We start from the raw sequence: 24,494 nt of genomic DNA on the forward strand, positions 1-24,494 counted from the left end.
TTTAGGTTTCGGCCAAAAGATGGTTTTCTTCATCTGTATATAAGAAGCAGTTTGAGTGTCTTAGAATTATTCCATCAGAAAATTGCACAGGTATAACTATTCAAGGAAAACAGGGATGACATTGGCACATTCATTGTAGTTTTGGGGTACAACTACTCATTCCTGCTATGTTCAAACGTGTACTTTATCTAGTCGTTTCTGCTCTAATGCTGCCCTATTTCAGCTTTGCGCAGGCCGATAGAATTTCAGGTCGGGTGGTTGATAAAGAAACGCAGGAGCCTATTCAGTATGCTTCCATCGGCTTGAAAGAAGAGCAAGCGGGTGCTTTAACCAACGAATACGGCTATTTCCAGATAGCCATGCCGGAAAAAAATCAGAAAGATTCTCTGATTGTAATGGCGTTGGGCTTTAAGCGTACAGCCATTCTAGTTAGAAAAAGCGACAAGAATCTGGAGGAAATTATCATTGAAGTGCCAAAGCGCGACTATTTGCTGAACGCAGTCAAAGTTGAGGCCAGTAAGGTGAAGCCTATCGGACTTGGTGCCCGCTCCAATACACCTGGCGATGGCATGATTCAAGGGATGCCAGGCACCCAATATGCTTTTTACGTCAAGAATGACAAAGGCAAGAAACTAGGTTTAGTACGCACAGTATCATTCTTTATTGGTGAGCACGGCTTCCCCCGTGAGCCCTTCCGCATCCGGATCTATGCTCCCGATGGCAACTACAGCTCGCCAAACTCCGATTTGCTGACCGAAAACGTTGTGGTATCGGCTATTAAAGGTGGCGCCTGGTACACAGTTGATTTAACTCAGTACAACATCGTAGCGCCGGACGAAGGATTCTATGTTGCTATGGAGTGGATCGTGACGGGCGATAAGTTCTACACCACCAATTTTATGGACACTTACACTCCTTATGGGCAGATCTTACGGCCAACGTTCGAGTTCAAGGAGAGCCGGACTTGGAACTACACCATCGGGCGTGGCTGGAGCTTAATAACCTTGGCTAACAATGGCATGCGTTACAATGCCATGATTAAGGCCGAGGTAGATATGTACAAGTAACATTTACCTGCTTTACTCTACTTATTAAGCTGTTTCTAAGGTCAGCTTTTACCTACCTATTTCTCTTACAAACTTGTCTTCCGGTCTGTAAACTTCCCTTTATGTTCCAACGCGTACTATTCACCTTTACCCTCTGTCTGCTGCTTCCGGCACTAAGCATGGCCCAGGAGACTCGGCTATCCGGTCGCATTATCGACAAGAAGACAAAAGAGCCCATCCCCTTCTCTTCCATTGGTTTGAAGGTGGAGCAGAGTGGTGCTCTTACCAACGAAATCGGCATCTTTCAGATGAACGGTCCCACCAAAAATGCGCAGGACTCCCTGATCGTTCTGGCGCTGGGGTATGAGCGCACGGCAGTGCTGGTGAAGCGTGGCGTTAGCCAAGCCGACATGGTAATTGAAGTTTCCAAACGGGTGTATGAACTGGCTGAAGTAAAAGTACAAGCCAGCAAGGTGAAGGACTTGAAATTAGGCGCACGCTCCAACACGCCCGGCGACGGCATGATTCAGGGAATGCCGGGTAGCCAATACGCGTTCTTTGTAAAAAATGAAAAAGGCAAAAAGCTGGGTAACGTGCGCTCCGTATCTTTTTACATTGGGGAACACGGCTTTCCGCGCGAGCCTTTCCGAGTGCGCATCTATGCTCCCGATGGCAACTACAGCTCGCCAAACTCCGATTTGCTCACTGAGAACGTCGTGGTATCGGCGCCGGGCGGCGGACAATGGTTTACCATTGATTTAACTCAGTACAACATCGTAGCGCCGGACGAAGGGTTCTATGTCGCCATGGAGTGGATCGTAAGCGGTGACAAGTTCTACACCACCAATTTCGACGATAACTATACCCCTTACGGTCAGATCATGCGGCCAACGTTCGAATTTAAGGAGAGTCGGACCTGGAGCTATACGCTCGGTAAAGGCTGGACACTGATGACTATGTCGGGCGCTGGCGGCTTGCGCTACAACGCTATGATCAAGGCGGAAGTAGATATGATTAAGTAATTCTTATGTTATCCAATCATTAGTTTATTCACTAATAAAAAGCCCCCAGAAAAATTCTGGGGGGCTTTTTTGTGATAGCAGAGCCTAACTCAAGAGCCTGCTTTACTTATTGATCACGGCTATTTCAACGCGACGGTTCTGCTGGCGACCAGCGGCCGTTGCATTCGACGCGACAGGTTTCGACTCGCCCATGGGCTGAATAGCCACGCGCGAAGCTTCGATCTTACCGTTCTGAACCAGCCAGTTTTTCACAGCCTCAGCACGCTGCTCACTTAGCTCTTTGTTGTACGACTTGGTATCTCGCGAATCAGCATGACCAATGATACGCAGTTGCTTACCAGCCGACCGTTGCCCAATAGAAGCCGATATCTGCTCCAATGCTTTGGCCGCACTCGGCTTAATGGTAGCCTTATCAGTATCAAACAGCACCGTTTCCTCGATGCCATACACACTGTACTGGTCATTGCCACGCACTGACACGTCCGGAAGATTAACTTCTGGGAAATCGACGTCGAGCAAATTCAGCGCATCCGTATCAATTAAGTCACCGTCGGCAACCGCGACGGCAGGACCAGCCTCACCTTCCCGATAGACCACTGCTGTATCAGCAGTAGCTTCTTCGGGCTCATTTTTGGTGGCCGGATTTTTCAGGTTGTCGCAGCTAGCCAATAAGGCAGCGGCGCTAAGAATTGCAAACAGGGACTTTTTCATAGCAGAAGAACCGTTGTGGAACCCTGTTCTACGCACAGGGTTCCACAACGGTTCTTTGAGGCTATTGCCTTGCTTGCCTTCTATTTAGCTTTCTCGGTAGCTTGCACTATAATCCACTGCCGAATTGCCTCCTGAGCCTGAGGGGAGAAAGTTGGCTGCGGTTGGCCGTTTACCACTGTCCACTCCGATGGGTCAGCCTGAAACATATGATTTACACCAGGCAATTTGCGGCTATTTACCGAAGAACTGCTTTTCAGGCCTTTCTGCAGCGAATTAAGATTGACGTCGGCTTCGATATAAGTGTCGGCAGTACCAGAAAGCAATAATACAGGGCACTTCACACTAGGCAATTTATCAGCTGGATTAAAATCAAGGAAATAGCGATACCGGTCGGTGGTCAACAAGCCAGCGCTAATCTTAGCCGTGGCCATGTCGATAGATGGATTCGTTTCTCGTAGCATAATAGCCACTAAGCGCTGAGCCTTGGTGTTATCAGGCGTTTGACGAATAACATCTAGGATGGCTTGCCGGCGCATAACGCCTATTTGCATCTGCGTCACGCTAGCCCCCAAAGAGCGATATAAATCGGCTTGCTGCTGCAGCACTAAGTCGCGGCCGGATATTCCACTGGCGGCCATTGTAACCACGAAATTAGGAGCCTCTTCATCGGCGGCGGCTAGCAAAGCAAGGTTGCCACCCTCTCCATGTCCAACAACCCCAACTTTAGCAGCATTAATTTCAGGACGGCTACGCAGTGCACGCATAGCTGCCTGTAGGTCGGTTAATAAGGCGGGAGGCGTTGCCTCGTTATAGTCACCACCTGATTTACCAACTCCTCTATCGTCGAAGCGAAGCACGGCGATACCACGACGAGTCAGGAAGTCGGCCAGCGCGCCCATGGGGCGGTAGTCACCTACCGTGGCATCACGATCTTGGGCTCCCATATCCGAAATCAATACAACAGCAGGAAATGGGCCTTCACCAGCTGGCACCGTGAGCATACCGCCCAAAGTTAGATTAGCGTCGGTGTTGGGCACAGCTATTTCCTCCTCGCGATAAGGAGGCGTGAGCCGAGCGCTTTTAGCCGTGCTAATCGGGGCCGACGTGTAACCAAGTGTCAAGGCTACTTGGTAGCCAGGCTGTTGCCAAGTACCCGTTAATGCTTTCCCATCGGCTGAAACCAAGCCCATGAACTGACTGCCGGCTTCGGGAGCCATGAATACGATGGTATCACCTCGTACTTCCACGCTGACTGCCATACGGCTGATCTTTTGCTGCGGTACATCAAGCGTAGCAAAGAAAGAGCCCCCCGTGAGAGCCACTACCCTGAATACTACCTCCAACTGGCCTCCGGGCACAGGTAAAGGACCCTTCCACAATCCATCTAATGCTGGTGCCGCCGCTCGAGCTGGAGCTGCCACAAGCAGTGCAATTACCAGACAAAAGCTTAAAAAAGATGAGTAGATAATTTTCTTCATGCAAAAAGGGGTGAGTAGTGGAGTAGGCTAATCGGGGCCGACCAAATGGCAACCTTAATACATAAGATGCTGCCACATCAGATCGGAAATTCCGCCCTATACAAAACATGCACCAGAGGCACGCAAAAATGGCACTGAGAACAGAAAAAAAACTTTTTCTGTTCTCAGTGCCATTTTATTTATAAACCAAGAATAAGAGGATTGCTTTGCGCTAAGTTTATATAGCAATTGAACCCCGCTAGTAATGTAAATGCATTGGCAACAAATATTAAAAAAACCTAGTAACCTAAAGAGCGCTTAAGAAAATTTAAAATTTCGTCGGTGCATTTTGGTGGCTATATCGATGCTAGTGATACTCATTTCTATTTTACATTTTTAAATTATATTAAGGGATAGATAGAGAAATATAGAACCTTTATTTACAAAGCAATTATTCACTTATGAATATGCGCTTTACTCGCTCGCTTACATTCGTCAGTAGCTCATAGGGTATGGTGCCGATGCGGGAAGCCAACTCTACCAATGGCATCTCCTCGCCAAATACGACTACTACGTCGCCGGCTTGTGCATCGGGAATGTGGGTGACATCGACCATGCACATATCCATACACACGTTGCCGATGATTGGCGCCCGTAGGCCGCGTATCACTACTTCGCCTACGCCGTTGCCAAAACGCCGATCATAGCCGTCGGCATACCCAATGGCTATAGTGGCCGTGCGCCGCTCAAAGTCGGTAGCGACACCCCGACGCCCGTAGCCAACTGTTTGACCAGCAGGCAACTTTTTAACTTGAGAAATGACCGTATGCAATGCGCTAACGGGTCGCAGAGCCGCTGAATCCTGGCCCGATGCTTCTACTCCGTACAGGCCAATTCCCAGGCGCACCATGTCGAGATGAGCCTCTGGAAAGCGGATGATGCCAGCAGAATTTAGCGCATGCTTCAACACAGGGTAGCCTAAAGCCGCTTCCACCAGCGGCGTCATTCGCTGAAAGGCGGCTAGCTGCTGGTGCGAAAATTCATTGTGCTGCTCTTCGTCGGCGCCGGCCAAATGGGTCAGCATACTGGCTACACGCAGCTGGGGGCTTTTTTCCGCAATAAGGCACACAGCTTATCCAGATCTTCTTCAGCAAAGCCCAACCGCCGCATACCCGTGTCGAGTTTCAGGTGAATAGCTGGCATCGGCTGCTCTTCAGCGGCCAGAAGATAATCGTGCAGACGCTCGAAGGAGTAGATTTCGGGCTCTAAATGATATTGATGTAGCTTTTGGAAGCTGTCGGGCGACGGGTTCATCACCATAATCGGCAGGCTAATGCCGTGTTGCCGTAGCTCTACGCCTTCATCGGCATAGGCCACGGCCAAGTAGTCGGCGCGGTGAAACTGGAGCAGGTTGGCTACTTCGTAGCTGCCGCTGCCGTAGGCAAATGCCTTGACCATCACCATCAGACGGGTGCCGGGCGCGAGGCGGGCGCGGTAGTAGTTGAGGTTGTGCACCAACGCATCCAGGTTCACCTCCAGCACCGTACCGTGGATTTTTTGCTGAAAAGCAGCCACAATCCGCTCAAATTCAAACCGGCGGGCACCCTTTACCAGAATCGTTTCGTGGCGAAACTGCTCCGGCTGAAAAGCCGCCAGAAACGCTTCTGTACTGGCATAAAAAGCCCTCCGGAACTCGCTAAATAACTGCTGGTGCGCGCTTATCGCCTCGCCAATACCGATAATCCGCCCGACACCGTGCGCGGGCAGTTGGGCTGCAATCCGAGCGTACAACTCCGCTGCCGGTAAGCCCGACTCTAGCACGTCGGAGAGAATAAGCGTGCGCTGCCCGCGGCGAGGTTGGCGGGCCAGGGCATCAAGGGCCAGCGTGAGACCCGCCAGGTCGTTGTTGTAGGTATCATCGAGAACGTAGCAGTCGTTGAGGGCCTGCTTCATCTCCAGGCGCATGGCTACGGGCAACAGCCGGTCGAGGCGGCGCTGAATCTCGGTGGCTGGCACGGCGTACCACAGCAGCACGGCCAAGCAATGCAGAGCGTTTTCTACCGAAGGCTCATCGGCGAAGGGCAAGGTAAAGGTGTATTCCTCAACTCTCGAGCGGACCAAACGCACATGCACCACCGTGCGCTCGGCGCTGGCTTCCGTTACCGTGACGCCCAAATTTGCCTCCTGCTGATGCTGCCGACTCCACGTAAAGGTGCGGGCCGGACCAAGCATCTGCTGGGCAGCACTGTGAATGGCTTCATGGTCGCGGCAGTAGAAGAGCGTATCTACCGCTTCAAAAAGCTGCATTTTCTCCTGCACTTTCTCTTCCGCCGAAGAAAAACCCGCATCGTGCGCCGTACCGAGGTTAGTGAAAATGCCGAGCGTGGGCTGAATAACAGCCGCGAGCTTCGCCATTTCGCCCCGCTCCGAAATACCCGCCTCAAAAATTCCCAGCGTGTGTGTTGCGTTCAGCTCCCACACGGATAGCGGCACGCCCACTTGCGAATTGTAGCTGCGCGGGCTTTTACAAATCAGCTCATCGGAGCTGAGCAATTGGGCCAGCCACTCTTTTACAATGGTTTTGCCATTGGAGCCCGTGATACCAACTATCGGAATAGTAAACTGCTGCCGATGCCAGGCCGTCAACGCCTGCAAAGCCGCTAGACTGTCCTGAATCAGCAGAAAGCCGGCCTCGGGGAATGCCAATTTGCCCCCCGGTATCTCCTCTACCCTATCAACTACAAACAGACGCACGCCGCGCTTATACAGGTCGGGCAGGTAGCGGTGGCCGTTGTGCTGGGCTCCGCGGATGGCAAAGAACAGGGAGCCGGCTGGCTGCCCCACGCGCCGGCTGTCGAGCAGCAGGTGCTGCACGCGACTCGCCTCGGGAGGCGTTTGGAGCAAGGTGCCGCCGGTGAGAGCGGGCAGATCGGAGAAGGATAGCATGGAGAGCAAAGGTAAGGCGTGTGGTATCTTTGCGGTCTTTACCGTTTGTTTCTTCGTTGTGCAACTTACTCGCTACCACCTGGCCGCACTCGCGGCTTTTCTTATTTGGGGCTTTTTCCCCATTCCGCTTCGTATGCTCGCCAGCTACAGCAGTGGGCAGATTCTTTTTTTCGGGTCCTCATTTCCCTCCTGATTTTACTGATCATTAATCTGCTGTTCCGCACCTCGGCCGTGCGCGCCACGTGGCGCAAGTGGCGTACAGCACCCATAGGCGAGCGGCGCGGGGTGGCTGGCAGCACCTTACTGGGGGGCATTTTGCTTACGTCCAACTGGCTGCTATTCATTTATGTCATCAATAAAGTAAGTGTGCAAGCAGGCTCCTTCGCTTACCTCATCTGTCCTATCCTGACGGCGTTGCTCGGGTTTCTGGTGCTGCGCGAAAAGCTGCGGCGCAATCAGTGGCTGGCCATCGGGTTGAGCGCCTTGAGCTGCGCGTTGCTGGGTACGGGCTCGGCGCGCACATTACTGATGAGCTTGGTGGTAGCGTCCACTTACGCCCTGTACCTTATCACCCAGCGCCGCCTGCAAGGCTACGACCGGCTAGTGCTGCTCACGGTGCAGCTTTCGCTCGCTGCCGCCTTTATTTTGCCCACCGCCAGCTTATTAGGCGCCTCTCCCCTAGCCGGTTTTCACGACCTGCATTTGCTGCTGATAACGGCTATTTTGAGTACTGTTTTTACGGTACTACCGCTATTTCTAAATCTATATGCTCTAAATACGCTGCCTTCGGGCACAGTAGGTATTCTGATGTATTTGAATCCGGTAGTAAGCTTTCTGCTGGCTTTTCTTTATTTCAATGAGGCCGCGACTACTATTCAGGCTGTCGCGTACGCTATTATTCTGGGCTCCGTCGTGCTGTATAATATGCGTTTTGGGGCCGCAGCAATAAGTAGTAAGCCCAGCATTTGATCCTTTTGTGCGTGGGTTGAGTTACTACTAAACACCTTTTCACAAAGCATGCAGCAGCCCGCTAAGAAATTTTATACACCGCCCGAAGCGCTTCAAAAAATAGCCGCTTTCTGCACCTACCAAGAACGTACGTTCAAGGAAGTTGAAGAGAAACTGCGTAGCTACGGTCTAACCGAAGACGAAGCCGGCGAAATCATCATTCGTCTGAGCCGGGAGAAGCTACTGGACGAGGAGCGCTACGCCAAGAGTTTTGTGCGGGGCAAATACCGACTTAAAAAGTGGGGTCGCCGCCGCATTCTGCAGGATTTAAAGTTCAAGGGCATCTCTGAGTACTGCATCAAGCAGGGCATGAAGGAGATAGACGGCGACGAGTATTACCAAAACCTGGTGGACGTGCTAGAAAAAAAGGACCGCCAGGAAAAGGAGAAGAACCCCCGCGTGCGCCGCCAGAAGCTCCAGCTTTTCATGACCAGCAAAGGCTACGAGTCCGACCTAATCAAGATGGCTCTGGATGATCTGGGCAAGGAAAAGACGGACGATGAAGACGAATAACAGTAGTTATTTATAAAGCAAAAAAGCCCCCAGAAGATTTCTGGGGGCTTTTTTACGGTTATTTTCTATTAATAAGGACGAGCCTCGTGAGCTACTTCTTCGGCTTGTGCCACAGCTTCGGCACTTTTGCTTTCATTGGCTTGCGTAGCACCTTGGGCACCGCTAGCGGTTTGCTTTAAGCCTTGGGCCAGACGATTGCCCCAATCCGGGTCGCAGTTGGTGCACAACTCAATCATCTTTTTCTGGATCACCTCATTAGCGTCGCTTAGTGCGCCCACCATGTTGCTGATCAGATCGTTGCGCTCCCAATCTTCGTGTAAGCGGTACCGTTCGCCGGCTTGCTTGAAGTTGTTCTGCCGATCGATGGTCTGACGGATCAGGCGACCCGTATACTCCGGCGTATGGTCGGGAGCCGTGCGGGGCGCTTCCTTCAGTCCATTGAGCGAGGAAGGCTCGTAGTTGATGTGGTTATTCTGGCCGGGCGCCGAATCGACGTGGTAAGCCATCTGACCGTCGCGCTGGTTAGTGGCTACGTGCTTCTTGGGCGCGTTGATGGGCAGCTGTAAGTAGTTGGTACCCACGCGGTAACGCTGCGTATCGGAATACGAGAACGTACGACCCTGCAACATTTTGTCGTCCGAGAAGTCCAGACCATCCACCAGCACACCGGTACCGAAGGCTACCTGCTCTACTTCTGCGAAATAATTCTCGGGGTTTTTGTTGAGCGTCATCTTGCCTACGGGCAGATGCGGAAACTGATCCTCAGGCCAGATCTTGGTATCGTCGAGCGGATCGAAGTCTAGCTCCGGATGCTCATCGTCGCTCATGATCTGCACGCGCAACTCCCACTGCGGGAAGTTACCCTTCTTGATATTATCGAACAGGTCCTGGGTGGCGTGGTTGAAGTTTTTGGCCTGAATGGCCTCAGCTTCAGCTTGCGTCAGGTTTTTGATGCCTTGCAGCGGCTCCCAGTGATATTTCACCAGTACAGCTTCACCGGCTTGGTTTACCCACTTGTAGGTATTTACGCCCGAACCCTGCATCTGCCGGTAGTTGGCTGGAATGCCCCAAGGCGAGAACAGGAAGCTCACCATGTGCATAGCTTCCGGCGTGTTGCTGATGAAGTCGAAGATGCGCTCCCCGGTCTGACGGTTGTGTACTGGGTCAGGCTTTTGGGAGTGAATCAGATCCGGGAACTTCATCGCGTCGCGGATAAAGAACACCTTCAGGTTGTTACCTACTAGGTCCCAGTTGCCATCTTCGGTGTAGAATTTCACCGCAAAGCCGCGCGGGTCGCGCAGGGTTTCGGGCGAGTGCCCACCGTGGCCTACCGTGGAGAAACGCACAAACACCGGCGTCTCTTTTCCCTTAGTATTGAACAGCTTAGCACGGGTATACTTCTCAATAGGCTCGTCGCCTACTTTGCCGTACGCTTCAAATACGCCGTGGGCGCCGGCGCCGCGGGCGTGCACCACGCGCTCCGGAACTCGCTCCCGGTCGAAGTGGCTGATTTTTTCGATAAACTGATAGTTCTCCAGCGTCGCGGGACCGCGGCTGCCTACGGTACGCGTGTTCTGGTTATTCGTGAGGGGATGCCCCTGACGGGTAGTAAGGGTCTGAGCATTTTCGCCGGCCGCCGTACGCGTATCCTGCGAAGTACCAGCGCCGGTTACGGCTGTACCCGTACCGTTGCCAGATGTGGGATTCTGATCTTGGTCCATAGTAAGCTAGTGTTAAGTGATTAGTCGGTTATACGAGAGTTGTGCGAAGACAATCTTATATAATTACTGTCAAAGATGCTGTTGTTGGAAGTATAAATCAAATCATTTGTTTTGATAATAGTATCAGCAATGCTTATAGTTTATCTTCGAACGGTGAATCTGCAACAGCTGGAATATCTTATTGCGCTTGATATGCACCGGCAGTTTGTGGGCGCCGCTAGCAGCTGCCACGTAACGCAACCGGCCCTGAGTATGCAACTTCAAAAACTGGAGGATGAGTTGGGTGTGCTACTCTTCGACCGCAAGAAAAAACGTCTGGAGCCTACGGCTGTGGGCGTTAAAGTAATTCGGCAAGCGCGCCATGTGCTCCGCGAAGTACAGTTGTTGCGCGAAGTTGTAGAGGTTGAGAAAGGTGAGCTAGTAGGGGAAGTACGACTCGGCATTATCCCTACGCTGGCTCCTTATCTGGTACCGTTGTTTTTGGTGGCTTTGGCTGAGCAGCATCCCCAACTACGAGTACGCGTGGAGGAGCTTCAATCAGAAGAACTAGTTCGCCAACTCAAAGCGCATCAGCTCGATATAGGGCTGCTTATCACGCCGCTGGACGACCAACAGCTACGTGAGTTACCGCTACTGGAAGAACCATTCCTGGGCTATGTATCGGCCTCACACCCCTTGTACGCGCACGCCACCCTCCGCCCCACCGACCTTTCGGGAGCTGGCTTGTGGCTGCTACAGCAAGGCCATTGCTTTCGCAATCAGGTACTCACTGTTTGTGCGCCGCCCGATGGCGCTCACCCGTACAGTTACGAAAGCGGCTCTATCGAAACCTTGAAGGAATTGGTACGTCGCAACAATGGCTACACGCTAGTACCTGAGCTTTCGGTGCTGGAAGAAGCCGATACTAACCCGATGGTAAAGCGTTTTGAGGCTCCGGAGCCGGTGCGCGAAGTCAGCTTAGTCGTGCATCATGGCTTCGTGCGCACCCAGTTGCTCGCCAACTTGCAGCAGCTCATTTTGGAGCAGGTACCCGAGCGACTGCACGCCGGCCGAGCTACCCAGAAAATAAAGTGGCAGTAAAAAAGCCCCCTAGCGCTTTGTTGGCCGCTGGGGTGGAGCTATTTGCTGGGTCAGCACCACGCGGCGGCCGGTCATGGTTTCGAGCATGGGCCGCAGAATCTTTTCGGCGTTTTGAGTCGTCTGCGGCAAGATGCCCGATTGCAGAGCTGTTTGGCGCACGTTGCGCTCGGCGTAGCGGTAGCCTTCATCGATGAGCTCAGCATCCTGAAAAAACGAGTTCTCAGTGCTGTAGACTTTGCTTTGACTATGATCGACGCGCCAAGTGCACAGCTCGGGCGCGGGTAAAGCTACTCGTATGATGGAGTCGCCCTCGAACACGACATCCTGGGCGCGCACTTTGGTCATATCGAGGCAGCCCACCGCCTCGCCGGCTACAATAAGGGCTACTTTGGAGTCGGGTAGAAAGCGGTAGGTGCTTTTGCGGTACTCTACCACGTCTTTAAAGCGGAAGCGCACCAACTCCATGCGGCCCAGGCTTTCCACTTTGGTCAGCACCGTATTATGGGTCACGGTGATTTGCGGAGTAGGCCGTAGCGGATTTTGTAGCTCGGCCAGCGTGGGCTGCACTTTCTCCCACAAAAACCAACCTAGCCCCACCAAAAACAACAACGGCACTAAACGGCGGAGCAAGCGAATCATTCAGGCGGAGAACAATGGTGAGTAGAAAACAATGGCAACAACTGGCCTGCATACGTTGCCAGTCACTGTTGAGTCACAACAACTATCCGGTTGCTTTTAATTCGCCGCGCTAAGATCTACTTCACTTCTTGGTTATGAATCACATCCGGCCACCACGCGCTACGCTGCCCAAAACGGGCGCTAAAACCAGCCCAGGCCTGCAAACCGCCCGTATGCACGGCCACCACGGTACTGCCCGCGGCGAAGTAATCCTGGTTTAGCAAATCAAGAACGCCGTACAGCAGTTTGCCCGTGTACAAAGGATCGAGCAGGATGCCGTGGCGCTGCTGAAACTGCTGGATGAACGTTAGTAGCTCGGGCGAAAACTTGGCGTACCCACCGAAATGATACTGGGTCTGTACCGACCACGGAGCGGTAACTGTTTGGCCAGCGGCGGTTTTCAACGCCTTTATGTCTTCTTGCAGGAAACCGCCATTCTTCAGTGCTGCCACGCCGACGGCCTGTTGCTGCGGGCTTAGCGCTGCCAAAAAGCCCCCCAGCGTGCCGCCAGTGCCGCAGGCTACGCACAACGCATCGAAGGAAATTTGCGCGCTTAGCTCGGGTACTAACTCGGCGCAGCCACGGAGTGCTAGCTCATTGGTGCCGCCTTCGGGTAAGACGTAAGCAGGGCCCGTTTGACCCAGCAAGTCAGCCTGAAAAGTGGGTTCCTGCTTCTGCCGATAGGCGTCGCGGTCGAGGTAGCGCAGGGTCATACCGTCAGCCGCGGCTTGGGCCAGCGTAGGATTCAGAGGACTGCTTTCTTCGCCGCGCACCATCCCGATAGTGCGAAACCCATAGAGCCGACCAGCGGCGGCCACGGCGGCCAGATGATTAGAAAAAGCCCCCCGAAGGTCAGGAGCGTGTCGTGGCCTTGGGCGCGAGCTTCCAGCAAGTTGTACTTAAGCTTGCGCCACTTGTTGCCGGGCAACTCGGGATGGGTTAAATCATCGCGGAGCAAGATCAACCGAATGCCGCGGCGACGCGCGGCCGGCTCATCAAGCTCCTGGAGAATCAGCGGCGTGGCGGTAGTCATGGGCTGAAACCCCCAAGCGGAGGTGTTGGATTACGCGGCTACCAAATCCTGATCAGCCAATACTGGCCGCTTCTTCCAGATATAAAGAGCTACCCCTATCAAGCCCAGAATCAGAATAATGGACGAAACCAGCGACACGGTATTACCGATGGCATACGACTGAGGCTCAAATTTGAACTCAATCGTATGTTGGCCAGCGGGCACCGGCATGGCGCGCAGCACATAGTTAGCTCGGATATGCGGCACCGGTTTGCCGTCGATATACGCGTTCCAACCGTCTTTATAATAGATTTCGGAAAACACGACAAAGCCGTCCTGGGCAGCATTGACCTGATATTTCAGAGCGTCCGGCGAATAGTTGGTCAGGCGGATGGTGGAGCCGGCGGCGTTGTAAGAAGTTTTGGAGACTGGGAATTTCGAGGCATCAACGACAGCCGTAGTAGCCGGATTGAAGTTGCTAAGGGCCGCAATTTCCTGGTCGGGGCTCTGCACTTTCTGAATTTCGCTGACAAACCAGGCGTTACCAAGTGCAGCCGGATTGCGCTGTACCTGCGAGGGCTGATTAGCTTGCGGATTGGGGGCGTAATCAGGTAGCGGGTGTTCAGCATGTTGAGCACCTGCGTGTTATTCTGCGAAATTTGACGCTCGATTAGATCCTGGTAGCGGCGCAACTTGGCGCCGTGATACCCACCAATGCTCTTGTGGAAATAAGAAGTGTTAGCTTCGTTAAACGGGTTATTCAGATTCAGCACGCGGTAGCTTAGGTCCTTGTCCTGCAAAATCTGCTGATCCTGAGGCGTTGGCACAAACTGCTGCGTGACCGTTTCACGCTGAAAGTTGGAGTCGTTGAGGTAGCGCTTATCTACCGCCCACAGGTCGACGAGGGTGAGCCCAGCCATCACTGCAGCAGCGGCCGTAGCCGAAAGCTTGCGCTGAAGAAAGAAGTACAAAACGCCCCCCGCGGCCAGAATAAAGAACAATGAGCGCAACACATCCGCGCGGAGCAGGCTAGCGCGGTCTTCCCGAATGGCATCGAGTGGGAAGCCACTTTGCTGCAATTGCGCATCGATAGGAGACGCATAATCGGCACCTAAGCTGAGCAGCCAGGCGAGGATGCACAAGCCCGCCGTACCTGCTACGGCGTAGAGTAGTTTACGCTTAAGGTCAGAGGTTTCGGCGGAGTCGGCGGTGGGAAGCGTGAGGGCTGGGTGGCCAGCAACTGGCGCCACCGCTGCGCGGTGGGCGCGCAAGAAGCGGGCTAACGCCATCACTGCTAGCAACGGCATCGCGAGTTGGGCAATTACCAAGGCCATCGACACCGACCGGAACTTGTTGTAGCCGGGGAAGTAGTCGAACATCAGATTGTTGAAGGTCTCGAAGTTCTTACCCCAGGCCAACACAATGGACAAAATGGTACCGATCAATAGCCAAGTGCGCAAGCGCCGGTCGGCCACAAACAACCCCAACACAAACAGCAAGCAGACCACTGCGCCCACGTACACGGGCCCGCTGGTGCTGGGCTGGTCGCCCCAATAGAGGGGAAGTTGACTGAGATAATCGCGGAGTTGAACGGGTGGTACGCCGAGTTGGGTAAGTGCCTTGCCGGTGGCCGAGCTTTCGCTCAGTGCGCCTTGGCTAGCGCCGCCGAAATAGTTGGGGATGAGCAAAGTAATAGATTCGCTTACGCCGTAGCTCCAGTTGAAAGCGTAGTCACGGTCGAGACCGGAGCCGCTGGGAGCATCATCGGAAGCGGCAGCAGTTGGAGCGCCAGGAGCAGGCGTGGTCAGTTCAGAGCGGCCCCGGATAGAGTACTTACCGTATTCGGCCGTGACGTAAAGGCGGCCGAAGCTGACGCCAATGGCTAATAAGGCTGCGGCGCCTAAAAGGGCCGTGCGACCGAGAAAGTCAGGTAGGCGCTTTTCGCGGAAGGCATAAACTAGCTCTACAATGCCAAACACCAACACCAGCAACAGCAGGTAATAAGTGATTTGGAGGTGATTGGAGCGCACATTCATGGTGAGGCCCAGCGCAAACAAAGCCGCGCCCAGCCAGCGGTTGCGCCGAAACGTGACCAGCAGCCCCGCCAGCACCAGCGGCGCGTAGGCAATAGACAAAGACTTGGTGTTATGGCCAGCGGCCAGAATAACGAGGTTGTAGCTGGTGAAGCCCAGCGCAATAGCACCCACTACCGCCACCAAAGGCCGCACCCCTAGCGCAACAAACAGGATATAGCCGCAGAGCAACGCCAGAAATAGGTTGGCCACTACCGCCGGCAGACTTAAGGTAAAAATCTGGTGCAGATAAGTCGATAAATCGCCGGGGAAGCGGGTGCTGATGAGGTAAGTGGGCATTCCGGCGAACATAGAGTTAGTCCAGAGAGCCTCCTTGCCCGTCTCCGCCCGGTAGGTTGCCGCTTCCTGCGAGCCGCCGCGGAACTGCACAATGTCATGCTGGGCGAGGGTTTGGTCATCCAGCACCAGGGGCGAAAAGTACACACAAGCCAGGGTCAGAAAAAACAACACGGCCAGCAGGTGAGGCAGCATCCGCCGCCACAAGGGCACGGCAACGGGAGAAACAGTAGTCATCAGCGAAAAGAAGAGTCGATTAACGGCCAAAAAGCCCCCAGGGCTTGGCAAAGCACGCCGAAGGTAGGTCGTTTATTTTATTCCAGGAAGTAGACGGTTTCGGCCAAACGATTTTAGCGGGCATAAAAACGCCCCCCAGTTGCACAGTTGAGAAACCATGCGACTGGGGGGCGTTTATGAAAGCTGGCTATTTTACTTCCTCGTATTCCACGTATTCACCGCCATTGAATTTGGTATCGGGGCGGGCTTTTGGCTTAGGGGGCGCAAACTCTACGCGCACTTCGCCGGGAGCTGGCGCCGGACCGGGAGGCGGCCCGAACGGCGAGGCTTGGCCGAAAGGAGGTGCCTGGCCAAACTGCTGACCGTAGCGACGAACTTGTTTTTTGATGAACATTCCTACCACCAAACGCAGCACCACGGGCAGCACGAAGCGCACGAGCAGCGAAATGATGAGCAGGGTTAGGAGGAACTTGGTCATGGGCGGGAAGGCGGGGAAACGGGTTGAAAGTAAAAATCGGCCGTAACGGCGCTGGTAAGCTGCTCAGTCGAGCACGGTACAAGTTCAGAACGCGGCGAAAGCATAAATGGTTTATAGCCCAGCTCCGCCAGCAAATTAACAACCGCTTGCCGATTCTCCAGACCATTCAACTCTGTTTGAATAAGTGGCCGAAAGCGGCGCAAGGTGGCCTGTAGATGGCGGAATACTTCGTGCTCAAAGCCTTCCACGTCGCATTTCACAAAATCCAGGCGAGGCAGATCGGCCAGCAGTTCGTCGGGCACGCGCATGGGTACCTCGTAGGTACGAGCGTAGCTCTCGTTGGGGTTGGAGGCCGCTACTTTGGTCATGCCGTGGTGCAGTAGACCGTCGCGCTCGGGCGTGCCCATTTGCACAGTCATATTTTGCCCCCCGAGGGCGTAAGGCAATAACGTCAGGTTGTTGTGGCCACTTAGGCGCACATTGTCCCGCCAGATTTTTTGAAAGTCAGGGATGGGCTCTACGGCCAACACTTGCCCTTTTACGCCTACCAAGCGGGATAAAGCTACGGAGTAATAGCCTAGGTTTGCGCCAATATCAAGGCATACGAAACCGGGCCGAATGATTTTCTCTAGAAAAAACAACTCCGGGTATTTTGCCCGTCCCCAGCCTGCGCTCACCAACCCCAAATACACGCGGCTCACGAAGCGGATATAGCGCTCGAAGCCGAGGGCCTGGACCAATAATTTGCGAAGCTGTTTTACCATAGCAGCGGCAAAGGTAGCACGTCCGGTTACGTGCACGTACTCCCTTGCACATTGCTACGCTCGGTGGCTTACTTTCGGCGCTTGCGGGTGGCTCGCGCCACACCCGCCGCAGCCAGCCCACCAATCAGATACCAAGCTACGGTCATCAGCTTGGTTTGCGGAGTACGGTTGCTAGGAGCTTCGCCCAAGCCCATAGGGCCGGGCAGCACCACGCCTCCTATCCCAGCGGCTAAGCCGAGCACGATTCCGCGTTGCCAAGCATTTTTGCCAGTCCCTACCAAGCTGTAGTACAAGCCATTGGACAGCAGGTCGCCGGCCATGGTTAGGTTGAATAGGGTGTCATGGTCGGGCTGGGGGGCATTTGCTTTGCCCAGCAGCTTGCGCAGGCCGCGCATTCCCAGCACATCCATGCGTGGGGCAGTGTCAGGAATAAAATGACGAGCGGTTTCGTGCACGGCCGTTAGCACAACCGCGCCCGCGAAGCCATTACCTAAGGCGCGGACTACAGTAGCAGATTTCATGTGGCAGGAGGTTCAAGATCAAGTTAAGTACGGCTATGGAGGCCAGATGCTTTTTCCAAACGCATAAGCGCTGCGGCACGTTGCCCGGCTCTGGGTAGCGGCTGAGGTTAGAAAAAAGCCCCCCAGCCTTGCACTAGTTTCCGGCTGCTGCCTATCTTTGTTGGCCTGAGCAGCTAGTGTTCAGCAGACGCCTCTTTAGCTCAGTTGGTAGAGCAGCTCATTCGTAATGAGCAGGTCGTTGGTTCGAGTCCAATAAGAGGCTCTTCGTAAAAAAGCCCCAGAGTCGCGGATGCGCCTTGGGGGCTTTTTTCTTGCGCCGCTGTTTAGCTGAGCAATGCCATTGGGATTCTAAAAATCAGCGCCGGAAGTACACGGTGAAGGTAGAGCCCACGCCCACCTCGCTTTCCACCTCAATTTTGCCCCCCGCGTTCTCCATTATCTTCTTCACCATGTACAGCCCAATGCCGGAGCCCTCTACATGGGTGTGGTAGCGCTGAAACATGGTAAACAACTGCCGCTCCCGCGTCAGGTCGAGGCCCAGGCCGTTGTCTTGCACTTGCATAACATCATATGCAGCCTCCGTGTGGCAACTAATCCGCACACGGGCCGGACGGTTGGGGTAGCGGTATTTGAAGGCGTTGCTCAACAGATTATACACTATCGAGCGCAGGTTTTTCTTTGAGAAGGAAAGCGTGGGGCAGCTGTCTACGTCTACTTCCAGCTCTGCCTCCGCCTGCTCCATCAGAGGCAGCAAATCAAGCCGAACCCCCTCTATCACGTCGGCTACATCAATAGTTATGGCGGGCTGATCGTGCTCCTTTTGCAGCTTCGATACTTCCGTCAGGTGGTCGATGGTCGTTTTGAAACGATCAACGGCACCATGCATCAACGACAGAATGAAGTTTACGTCGCCCTCCTGACTGCTGGGGGCAATTGTTGTTGCAACGCGTGCAGCAAGCCCTCAATGTTGGTAATCGGCGCTTTCAGATCGTGGGAGGCGGTATAGATGAAATTATCCAAGTCCACATTGGTGCGGCGGAGCTGGTCGTTGGTGGTTTCCAGCTCTGCATTGGCAGCGGTCAGCTCTTCGGCCAGCATCTGCGTCTGTTGTCGGCTGGTTTCCGTAGCCTGACGCGCCTCCACAGCCTCCGTAACATCCGTGACCATGGAGAAAAATCCGAGCACCTGTCCTCCCCGGATATCCGGCACGTAACTCGTTCTTATGTATCGAACAAAATCTTCCCGATAGGGCATTCTTGCCTCAAAATCCAGCCGCTCTCCCGCCAAGGCCCGCTCAATGTAGTGGGTTACTCCTTGGTAGGCCTTGTCGCCTATTACTTCATAGATAAGGCGGTTTACCAAGGTTTCCGGCCGTTGTTTAAACCATACATTGTAGGCCTCATTAGCAAACTGATAGCGCTGTTCCTGATCTATATAGCTGATCAGAACCGGCAAAGCATCCGTGATAAGGCGCAGCTTTTGGGTGCTGGCCTCACTCGCCTGGCGAGCCGCTACCTGCTCCGTTACCTCAAAGGCAAACACGAGCACCCCATCAATCTGTCCGTGCTCATCATATCGAGCCTGTTGAATAAAATTGAAGTAACGGTCTTCCAGCACTCCATCTTCCGTACGGGCAAAAGGAATGAGCAACGCATGCTCTTCGTGAGTGCCCCCTGTTCGTATATACTCCGAAATGTTTCGCCGGCTCGATTACCGATTACTTCTGGCAAGGCCTCATAAATGGACCGGCCTAGCAGCCGTCTGCGAGGAAATAGTTGCTGGTAGCTAGGATTTACCAGCTCGTAGATGAGGTCAGGACCGTTGAGAATACAAATGGCAGCGGGAGCCTGCATAAACAGCCGCTCCAAGCGTTGGCGCTGACGCTCGGTTTCGGCTTGGGCGTGCTGTAGTTCTGCTGTGCGCCGTTGTACCCGCCCTTCCAGTTCCGTGTTGAGCTGTTTAAGTTCTTGCTGGGTGCGAGACAGCTCGGCGTTGTTGGTGAGAAATTCCTCGTTTGCAGCATGAAGCTCTTCATTGGCAGCCGCTAACTCCTCATTCAGGTCCTGTACTTGCTGGCGGCTCCGCTCTACCTGTTGGCGGGCTTTTACCTGTGCCGTTACCTCGTAAGCAAACACAAGAATGCCCATAATCTGGCCATCCAGATTGCGAGTCGCCTGATAAATAAAGTTATAGTAATTCTCTCCAAGGTCGTTGGTGCCGGTGTTGGCATGATCGAGCTGCACCAGCATTTCTTGAGCGTAGAATGTTTCGCCAGTACGAAAAACCTTATCGAGCAAGCCAAAAATCGGTTGCCCGGCCAGCTCCGGCATCGCCTCACGGATAGTCCGCCCCACTAAAGTGCGCTCGCCTACCAGCTGCTGGTAGGCAGGATTGACGAGGCTAAACCGGTGCTCAGGACCTTCAAATATGCAGATCATGGCCGGTACCTGCATAAAAATACTGTGTAGCTGCTGGCGCTGGAGGTCGGTTTCGGCCCGAGCTATTTCCGCCTGATGCGTAGCCGCCGCCAATTCGAGATTGGTAGTTGCCAACTGTTGGTTTAAGCCCTGCAACTGAGCTTCATCCTGCTCCATTTGCCGACGCGTCTGCACCAGCTCGCTCACCTCGTAGGCAAAGACCAGAATGCCATCAATAGTGCCCGAGGTATCGCGGGTAGCTTGGTTGATGAAGTTGAAATAGCGCGGATTGGGCCCTTCGTAGTCGGCCTGAGAGAAGTGAATAGGAATCTCGTTGCCGTAAAAGGTCTCACCCGTGCGATACACCTCATCGAGTAAACCAAAAAAAGGCTCGCTTTCCAGCTCCGGGAGCGCTTCCCGGATGGTTTTGCCCAGCAGCTGTCGCCCCCCAAATAATTGATGATAGAGCGGATTGGCAACGGTAAAAATATACGTAGGCCCGGAGAGGCGGGCAATGCAGGCCGGAGCCTGGTTAAACAGCGTATCCAACTGCTGGCGCTGTGTTTCGACGCGGGCGAGTCCCTCCAACTCCTGGCGCTGACTTTCGCGGCGGGAAAGCTCTACGGCACTCCAATCCTGATCGGCGGTATTAGTGAAGCTTACTACCAGCTGCTCTCCACCGCGCTGAGCGGCCAGATGAAAGAAGTTGTCGAGTCCGCCGACCTGATAGGTAGTTTTGTACTGGTCGGGGCTGCCGGTTTCAAATACCTGCCGGTAGAAGGCCAAGACCCCGTTGGACAATGCATCGGGGAAGTGAGTTTTTATTGTGGCGTAGGGCTGCTCAAGCGGCCCCACCATGCGCAGTCCGGCCGGATTGATGTAGTCAATTGTAAAATCTACAATCTCTTCGCTTCCAGCCTTATAGACCGGCGAAAGTAGATTGACAGCCGTCAGGGATATATCTAGTAGCGTGTGCAGCAGAGCACTAGGATTGGATAAGGCAGGCAACGGCACGGGCATATCGGGCATAGCAAATGCGGAAAACACTAAACTAAGCTGCTAAAAGGGGGGTTCTTAAGAGACAGTTTTGACTGCTGGGGGCTTTTTTCATGTATCAGCGAACAGATGCGGTACTCCCAGGCTGACACTGCTGACAGACCCCCGTCATCAGGTATTCGCGCGATGTTGCCTGAAAGCCCCCGGCAGCGCTACAGCCGGAATAGCCACTTGGTTGAGGCAATACGTGTGCAAGCAGGCGGAGCACTTAAAGTGCACATGATCATCGGTGTGGGCGTGGCGGGCGCATTCGCGCGAGCAAAGTGCATAGCGCAGAATATCAGTGTTGTCGATAACGCGATGAATTACCCCTTTTTCCTCGAAGGTTTTCAGGGTTCGATACAAGGTAATACGATCGGTGTTGGCATCTAGGCCTTGCTCCAGATCATGACTGGATTGGGCGTAGGTTTTGGCCAAGAACGCCCGCAATACAGCCCGCCGCACGGGCGTTTGGCGCAGTCCGTGTTGGGCGAGCAAGGCAGTAGCAGAATCGGCAGCGGACATAAGTATTCGAAAATGTTAACGCATAAGCGCAATTACCGGCGGTTTCGTTCGGCTAGTGAATGGTAAAAATACGACCTGATATCGTTGCGAGGTTCCTTACTCATGGGGGCAAAGCCGCAGCGGCCGAAGCGATTGTATTAAAAAAGGCCTGCTTCATGGAAGCAGGCCTTTTTCACTGGACAATAAACAAGCAGTTTATTTGGCGGGCATCAAAACCGCATCAATGGAGTGCACAGTTCCGTTGGTAGCCTTGATATCGGGAGTTGTCACGGTAGCAGTGCCGCCCTTCGCATCGCGAATAGTAACAGTGCCGCCTTGCAGACTCACGGTAAGCGATTCACCCTGAACCGTTTTGATTGTTTGACCATCTTTCAGGTCCGCCGCCATTACATTGCCGGGCACTACGTGATAGGTCAGGATTTTAGTGAGCTGCTTTTTGTTCGCAGGCTTCAGCAGGTTATCTACTGTTCCAGCCGGCAGCTTTTCGAAGGCCGCATTATCGGGGGCAAATACAGTAAATGGTCCTTTGGCTTTCGCTTGTTCAGCTAAGCCCGCAGCCTTCAGCGCAGTTAATAAAGTAGTATGCTCAGTTGATAAAGCGGCACTGGCAGCTAAATCTTTTTGGGTTGAAGTAGCCGTGGCGGCAGGGGCCGTTGTCATGGTCTGGGCGGTGGCGATGCCGGTAGTGCCTACAAGAGCAAATGCGCTGAGGATGATGAGTTTCTTTTTCATAGTGAAAGTGGATGGTAGAAAAGTATTGAATGACAGTACAACTGCTAAGTGGCCGAATGGTTGAGATTAATTTATTTTAATCTCCTTGTAATCAGCCTTTTCCCCCTCCTCTCACTATCTAAACTCCGTTAGTTCTTGCATGTAGGAGATCATAAAAAGCCCCCGGGGCACAAAAAAAGCCAGACGTGACAGCGTCTGGCTTTTTTTGTGCCCCGGGGGCTTTTTTACAACCTACAGGCTGCTGTCATAATCAGATGAGCTGGCTGAGCTGCTGCCCATACCACCCCGATAGCCCGACTGGTTGCCGGAAGACGAACCGTAGTCGCTGCCACTGCTGCTACCTGAGCGGTAGCTGCTGCCGCTGCTTGGGGCCGGACGGTAGCCGGAATTAGATTTGTCGGAATCGGAGCTGTAGCTGCCGCTCGAACCGTAGCTGCTGCCGGAACCAGAGCCGTAGCTACCGCCTGAGCCGTAGTTGCTGGAGCCGTAGCTACCCTTAGAGCCATATTTGGCCGACTCGGAGCTAACTGAGCCGCGGTATCCTGATTTATCTTTTTTGCCACTCTTGCCTTTGTAAGACTTGTAGCCTTTGTCGCTGCTCTTGGAGCGCAACGCCAGCCAGCTTAAGCCACCAATAAGCAGGGCACCACCCACAATCTGCTGGGTAGTGGTCAGCTTGCCGAACTGGCTGGTAGCCTTGCTGCTCAGGTCTTTTACCGACTGGGGAAGTTGGTTGAGCGTATCATTCAGGCCCAACTGATCAACCCAGTTTTTTACGGCACCAGTGGCACCGCCTTGCTCGCGGTTTTGGTCCTGATTGTAGCTGTCGTTCTGACGATTAGAATCATTAGAGCTGCCACTGGCAGTGCTAGCTGAGCCCGCAGCACCTGATGCTTTGGTCGTCGAGCCTGGAGTTGAAGAAGATTTCTGGGAAGAAGCACCAGCGTTTGCGCCAGTAGAAGAGGAAGTAGATCCGGGGTTGGGTTGATTTGGCTTGTTTTCCATAATAGTGGTGAGGGTGATAGAGCGAATAATTACGTGTGACCGGCGGGTCGCACTAGGGTCTATATCGTATTTACTTGAAGCCGGGTTGCGAATAAGCCCTACTTTTTCTAGAAGCGGGGTCGCAGCTTTCACTCGTATCCATCAATACGTTAGCCCACCACTGCGTACTCTACCCAGCCTTAAAAACGGACTTTTGTAGCTCGTCACTATTAATTTGGGTGTGAGCTTTAGTACAGGACGGCTAGCGGCGTTGGGGACTAATTGACTCAGCTATTTGCGACAGATCAGGACCTAGATGGCCGGCAGCATTCAGCCATACATTGGCCACCTCGAGCCGACTCGTAGGATGGTTACGGAGCAGATATCGCGTGGGCTCGTAGCAGCTTGAGCTGAACAATTAGGGGATGTCGTGGCTTTTCCTTCGCGAAAGGCATCAGCCTCTTTCCGTTTTCTCTTCCAAAAAAGCCCCCAGCGCACCTCCTATGTCCAAACGGTTCGAAAACAAAGTATGCATCGTTACCGGAGCCACCTCAGGTATTGGTCGGGCGGTGGCTGTGCAACTCGGGCGCGAGGGCGGCTGCGTAGTAGTGCTGGGGCGTACTACTGAGGAGGGACGCGAAGTGGTGAGCGAAATCAAAGCGGCCGGTGGCGAGGCACTTTTTATTCGGACGGATGTGGGCAAAGACGCTCACCTCCAAGCCGCCGTTCGCAAAACCCTGGCGCGCTGGCACAGAGTAGATGTGCTCATTAATAATGCCGCCGAAATGACCTATGTGCCTTTGGTAGATTTGCCCCCCAAGGACTGGGATGCCCTCATGAATGTAAATATGCGGGCCCTGTTTCGGCTTTGTCAGCTCTGTCTGCCGCACATGAAGCACGGTAGCATTGTGACAGTCAGCTCCGTGCACGCTCACCAGACAACGGCTAATGTAGTGCCTTACGCTACCAGCAAGGGCGCGATGGAAGCATTTGTACGCGGCCTCAGTCAGGAAATTAAGCATACCCAAGCTCGCATCAATGCCGTAGCGCCCGGCGCAGTAGATACCCCCATGCTCTGGGACAACCCGAATGTGAAAAGTGGCCGCGAGAAGATAACCGGCCAAGTAGGTAGCCCCGAAGAATTGGCAGCGGCCATCTGCTTTCTGGCCGCCGCTGAGTCCAGCTTCATCAATGGTACGACCTTGGTTGCGGACGGCGGCCGACTTGCTGCGCTATAA

Annotated in this window: 25 protein-coding genes and 1 tRNA gene; 7 read left to right on the forward strand and 19 right to left on the reverse strand. The window is 53.7% G+C overall.

What is annotated here, in order from left to right; genetic code table 11:
* Positions 1-167 precede the first annotated feature (167 nt).
* Both EPD59_RS19525 and EPD59_RS19530 read left to right on the forward strand, forming a co-directional pair.
* The gene (locus EPD59_RS19525; RefSeq protein WP_133274240.1) at positions 168-1,067 is read left to right on the forward strand and encodes a carboxypeptidase-like regulatory domain-containing protein; all 900 of its coding nucleotides are present in this window, start codon (positions 168-170) and stop codon (positions 1,065-1,067) included.
* Between the two features lie 101 nt (positions 1,068-1,168).
* On the forward strand, positions 1,169-2,068 hold the full coding sequence (locus tag EPD59_RS19530) for a carboxypeptidase-like regulatory domain-containing protein (protein WP_133274241.1): 900 nt from the start codon (positions 1,169-1,171) through the stop codon (positions 2,066-2,068).
* A gap of 102 nt (positions 2,069-2,170) precedes the next feature.
* On the opposite strand, the gene EPD59_RS19535 is transcribed toward EPD59_RS19530, so the two are convergent.
* The 4 genes from EPD59_RS19535 to murF form a co-directional block, all read right to left on the reverse strand.
* Positions 2,171-2,779, reverse strand: a complete 609-nt coding sequence (locus EPD59_RS19535; protein ID WP_133274242.1) for an OmpA family protein — start codon at positions 2,777-2,779, stop codon at positions 2,171-2,173.
* 80 nt (positions 2,780-2,859) lie between these two features.
* Positions 2,860-4,200 (reverse strand): alpha/beta hydrolase family protein, encoded by a 1,341-nt coding sequence (locus EPD59_RS19540; RefSeq protein WP_165963669.1) that lies wholly within the window; start codon positions 4,198-4,200, stop codon positions 2,860-2,862.
* 487 nt (positions 4,201-4,687) lie between these two features.
* The gene (gene alr, locus EPD59_RS23895) at positions 4,688-5,320 is read right to left on the reverse strand and encodes an alanine racemase (RefSeq protein ID WP_317128405.1); all 633 of its coding nucleotides are present in this window, start codon (positions 5,318-5,320) and stop codon (positions 4,688-4,690) included.
* A 5-nt stretch (positions 5,321-5,325) separates the two neighbouring features.
* Positions 5,326-7,182: a UDP-N-acetylmuramoyl-tripeptide--D-alanyl-D-alanine ligase gene (gene murF / locus EPD59_RS19545; RefSeq protein WP_317128406.1), complete on the reverse strand. Its 1,857-nt coding sequence runs from the start codon at positions 7,180-7,182 to the stop codon at positions 5,326-5,328.
* A 105-nt stretch (positions 7,183-7,287) separates the two neighbouring features.
* Between murF and EPD59_RS19550 the strand changes: the two genes are divergently transcribed.
* Positions 7,288-8,151: an EamA family transporter gene (locus EPD59_RS19550; protein ID WP_165963670.1), complete on the forward strand. Its 864-nt coding sequence runs from the start codon at positions 7,288-7,290 to the stop codon at positions 8,149-8,151.
* A 48-nt stretch (positions 8,152-8,199) separates the two neighbouring features.
* Entirely contained in the window at positions 8,200-8,703 is a 504-nt protein-coding gene (locus EPD59_RS19555) for a regulatory protein RecX (RefSeq protein WP_133274245.1), read from the forward strand.
* Between the two features lie 68 nt (positions 8,704-8,771).
* Here EPD59_RS19555 and EPD59_RS19560 read toward each other — a convergent pair whose 3' ends face one another.
* Positions 8,772-10,424 carry a catalase gene (locus EPD59_RS19560; protein WP_133274246.1) on the reverse strand — a complete coding sequence of 551 codons (1,653 nt, stop codon included), beginning with the start codon at positions 10,422-10,424 and terminating at the stop codon, positions 8,772-8,774.
* A 153-nt stretch (positions 10,425-10,577) separates the two neighbouring features.
* Here EPD59_RS19560 and EPD59_RS19565 point away from each other — a divergent pair, with 153 nt between their 5' ends.
* Positions 10,578-11,504 carry a hydrogen peroxide-inducible genes activator gene (locus tag EPD59_RS19565; RefSeq protein WP_133274247.1) on the forward strand — a complete coding sequence of 309 codons (927 nt, stop codon included), beginning with the start codon at positions 10,578-10,580 and terminating at the stop codon, positions 11,502-11,504.
* Between the two features lie 9 nt (positions 11,505-11,513).
* Here EPD59_RS19565 and EPD59_RS19570 read toward each other — a convergent pair whose 3' ends face one another.
* From EPD59_RS19570 to EPD59_RS19595, 8 genes are all read right to left on the reverse strand, one after another.
* A complete protein-coding gene (locus tag EPD59_RS19570; RefSeq protein WP_133274248.1) occupies positions 11,514-12,143 on the reverse strand; it encodes a DUF4230 domain-containing protein in 630 nt (209 codons plus the stop codon).
* A gap of 116 nt (positions 12,144-12,259) precedes the next feature.
* On the reverse strand, positions 12,260-13,000 hold the full coding sequence (locus EPD59_RS19575; RefSeq protein WP_240731515.1) for a 1-aminocyclopropane-1-carboxylate deaminase/D-cysteine desulfhydrase: 741 nt from the start codon (positions 12,998-13,000) through the stop codon (positions 12,260-12,262).
* Positions 12,928-13,215, reverse strand: coding sequence for a hypothetical protein (locus EPD59_RS22910; protein ID WP_240731516.1), 288 nt, complete (start codon positions 13,213-13,215; stop codon positions 12,928-12,930). Before EPD59_RS22910 ends, EPD59_RS19575 begins: the two co-directional genes overlap by 73 nt.
* 30 nt (positions 13,216-13,245) lie before the next feature.
* Positions 13,246-13,686: a YfhO family protein gene (locus EPD59_RS22915; protein ID WP_240731772.1), complete on the reverse strand. Its 441-nt coding sequence runs from the start codon at positions 13,684-13,686 to the stop codon at positions 13,246-13,248.
* Complete coding sequence (locus tag EPD59_RS19580; RefSeq protein ID WP_240731517.1) at positions 13,578-15,800, reverse strand: hypothetical protein; 2,223 nt, start codon at positions 15,798-15,800, stop codon at positions 13,578-13,580. The genes EPD59_RS22915 and EPD59_RS19580 overlap by 109 nt, the downstream gene beginning before the upstream one ends.
* 187 nt (positions 15,801-15,987) lie before the next feature.
* Positions 15,988-16,278, reverse strand: a complete 291-nt coding sequence (locus EPD59_RS19585; RefSeq protein WP_133274249.1) for a DUF4834 domain-containing protein — start codon at positions 16,276-16,278, stop codon at positions 15,988-15,990.
* A complete protein-coding gene (locus tag EPD59_RS19590; RefSeq protein ID WP_133274250.1) occupies positions 16,275-17,042 on the reverse strand; it encodes an FkbM family methyltransferase in 768 nt (255 codons plus the stop codon). Before EPD59_RS19590 ends, EPD59_RS19585 begins: the two co-directional genes overlap by 4 nt.
* Before the next feature lie 68 nt (positions 17,043-17,110).
* Positions 17,111-17,563 (reverse strand): hypothetical protein, encoded by a 453-nt coding sequence (locus tag EPD59_RS19595; protein WP_133274251.1) that lies wholly within the window; start codon positions 17,561-17,563, stop codon positions 17,111-17,113.
* Positions 17,564-17,752: 189 nt separating this feature from the next.
* On the opposite strand from EPD59_RS19595, the gene EPD59_RS19600 reads away from it, so the two are divergent.
* A tRNA-Thr gene (locus tag EPD59_RS19600) sits at positions 17,753-17,825 on the forward strand.
* Positions 17,826-17,918: 93 nt separating this feature from the next.
* Here EPD59_RS19600 and EPD59_RS19605 read toward each other — a convergent pair.
* The 6 genes from EPD59_RS19605 to EPD59_RS19630 all read right to left on the reverse strand — a co-directional run bounded on the left by EPD59_RS19605 (position 17,919) and on the right by EPD59_RS19630 (position 23,277).
* Positions 17,919-18,449 (reverse strand): sensor histidine kinase, encoded by a 531-nt coding sequence (locus EPD59_RS19605; protein WP_133274252.1) that lies wholly within the window; start codon positions 18,447-18,449, stop codon positions 17,919-17,921.
* 17 nt (positions 18,450-18,466) lie between these two features.
* Positions 18,467-19,180 carry a PAS domain-containing sensor histidine kinase gene (locus EPD59_RS19610; protein WP_165963671.1) on the reverse strand — a complete coding sequence of 238 codons (714 nt, stop codon included), beginning with the start codon at positions 19,178-19,180 and terminating at the stop codon, positions 18,467-18,469.
* The gene (locus EPD59_RS19615; protein ID WP_133274254.1) at positions 19,087-21,009 is read right to left on the reverse strand and encodes a PAS domain-containing protein; all 1,923 of its coding nucleotides are present in this window, start codon (positions 21,007-21,009) and stop codon (positions 19,087-19,089) included. Before EPD59_RS19615 ends, EPD59_RS19610 begins: the two co-directional genes overlap by 94 nt.
* Before the next feature lie 138 nt (positions 21,010-21,147).
* On the reverse strand, positions 21,148-21,540 hold the full coding sequence (locus EPD59_RS19620) for a Fur family transcriptional regulator (protein ID WP_133274255.1): 393 nt from the start codon (positions 21,538-21,540) through the stop codon (positions 21,148-21,150).
* A 195-nt stretch (positions 21,541-21,735) separates the two neighbouring features.
* Positions 21,736-22,272 carry a fasciclin domain-containing protein gene (locus tag EPD59_RS19625; protein WP_133274256.1) on the reverse strand — a complete coding sequence of 179 codons (537 nt, stop codon included), beginning with the start codon at positions 22,270-22,272 and terminating at the stop codon, positions 21,736-21,738.
* A gap of 231 nt (positions 22,273-22,503) precedes the next feature.
* Positions 22,504-23,277: a hypothetical protein gene (locus EPD59_RS19630; RefSeq protein ID WP_133274257.1), complete on the reverse strand. Its 774-nt coding sequence runs from the start codon at positions 23,275-23,277 to the stop codon at positions 22,504-22,506.
* Positions 23,278-23,759: 482 nt separating this feature from the next.
* Here EPD59_RS19630 and EPD59_RS19635 point away from each other — a divergent pair, with 482 nt between their 5' ends.
* Complete coding sequence (locus EPD59_RS19635) at positions 23,760-24,494, forward strand: SDR family NAD(P)-dependent oxidoreductase (RefSeq protein ID WP_133274258.1); 735 nt, start codon at positions 23,760-23,762, stop codon at positions 24,492-24,494.

This window comes from Hymenobacter radiodurans, from assembly GCF_004355185.1.
Lineage (GTDB): Bacteria > Bacteroidota > Bacteroidia > Cytophagales > Hymenobacteraceae > Hymenobacter > Hymenobacter radiodurans.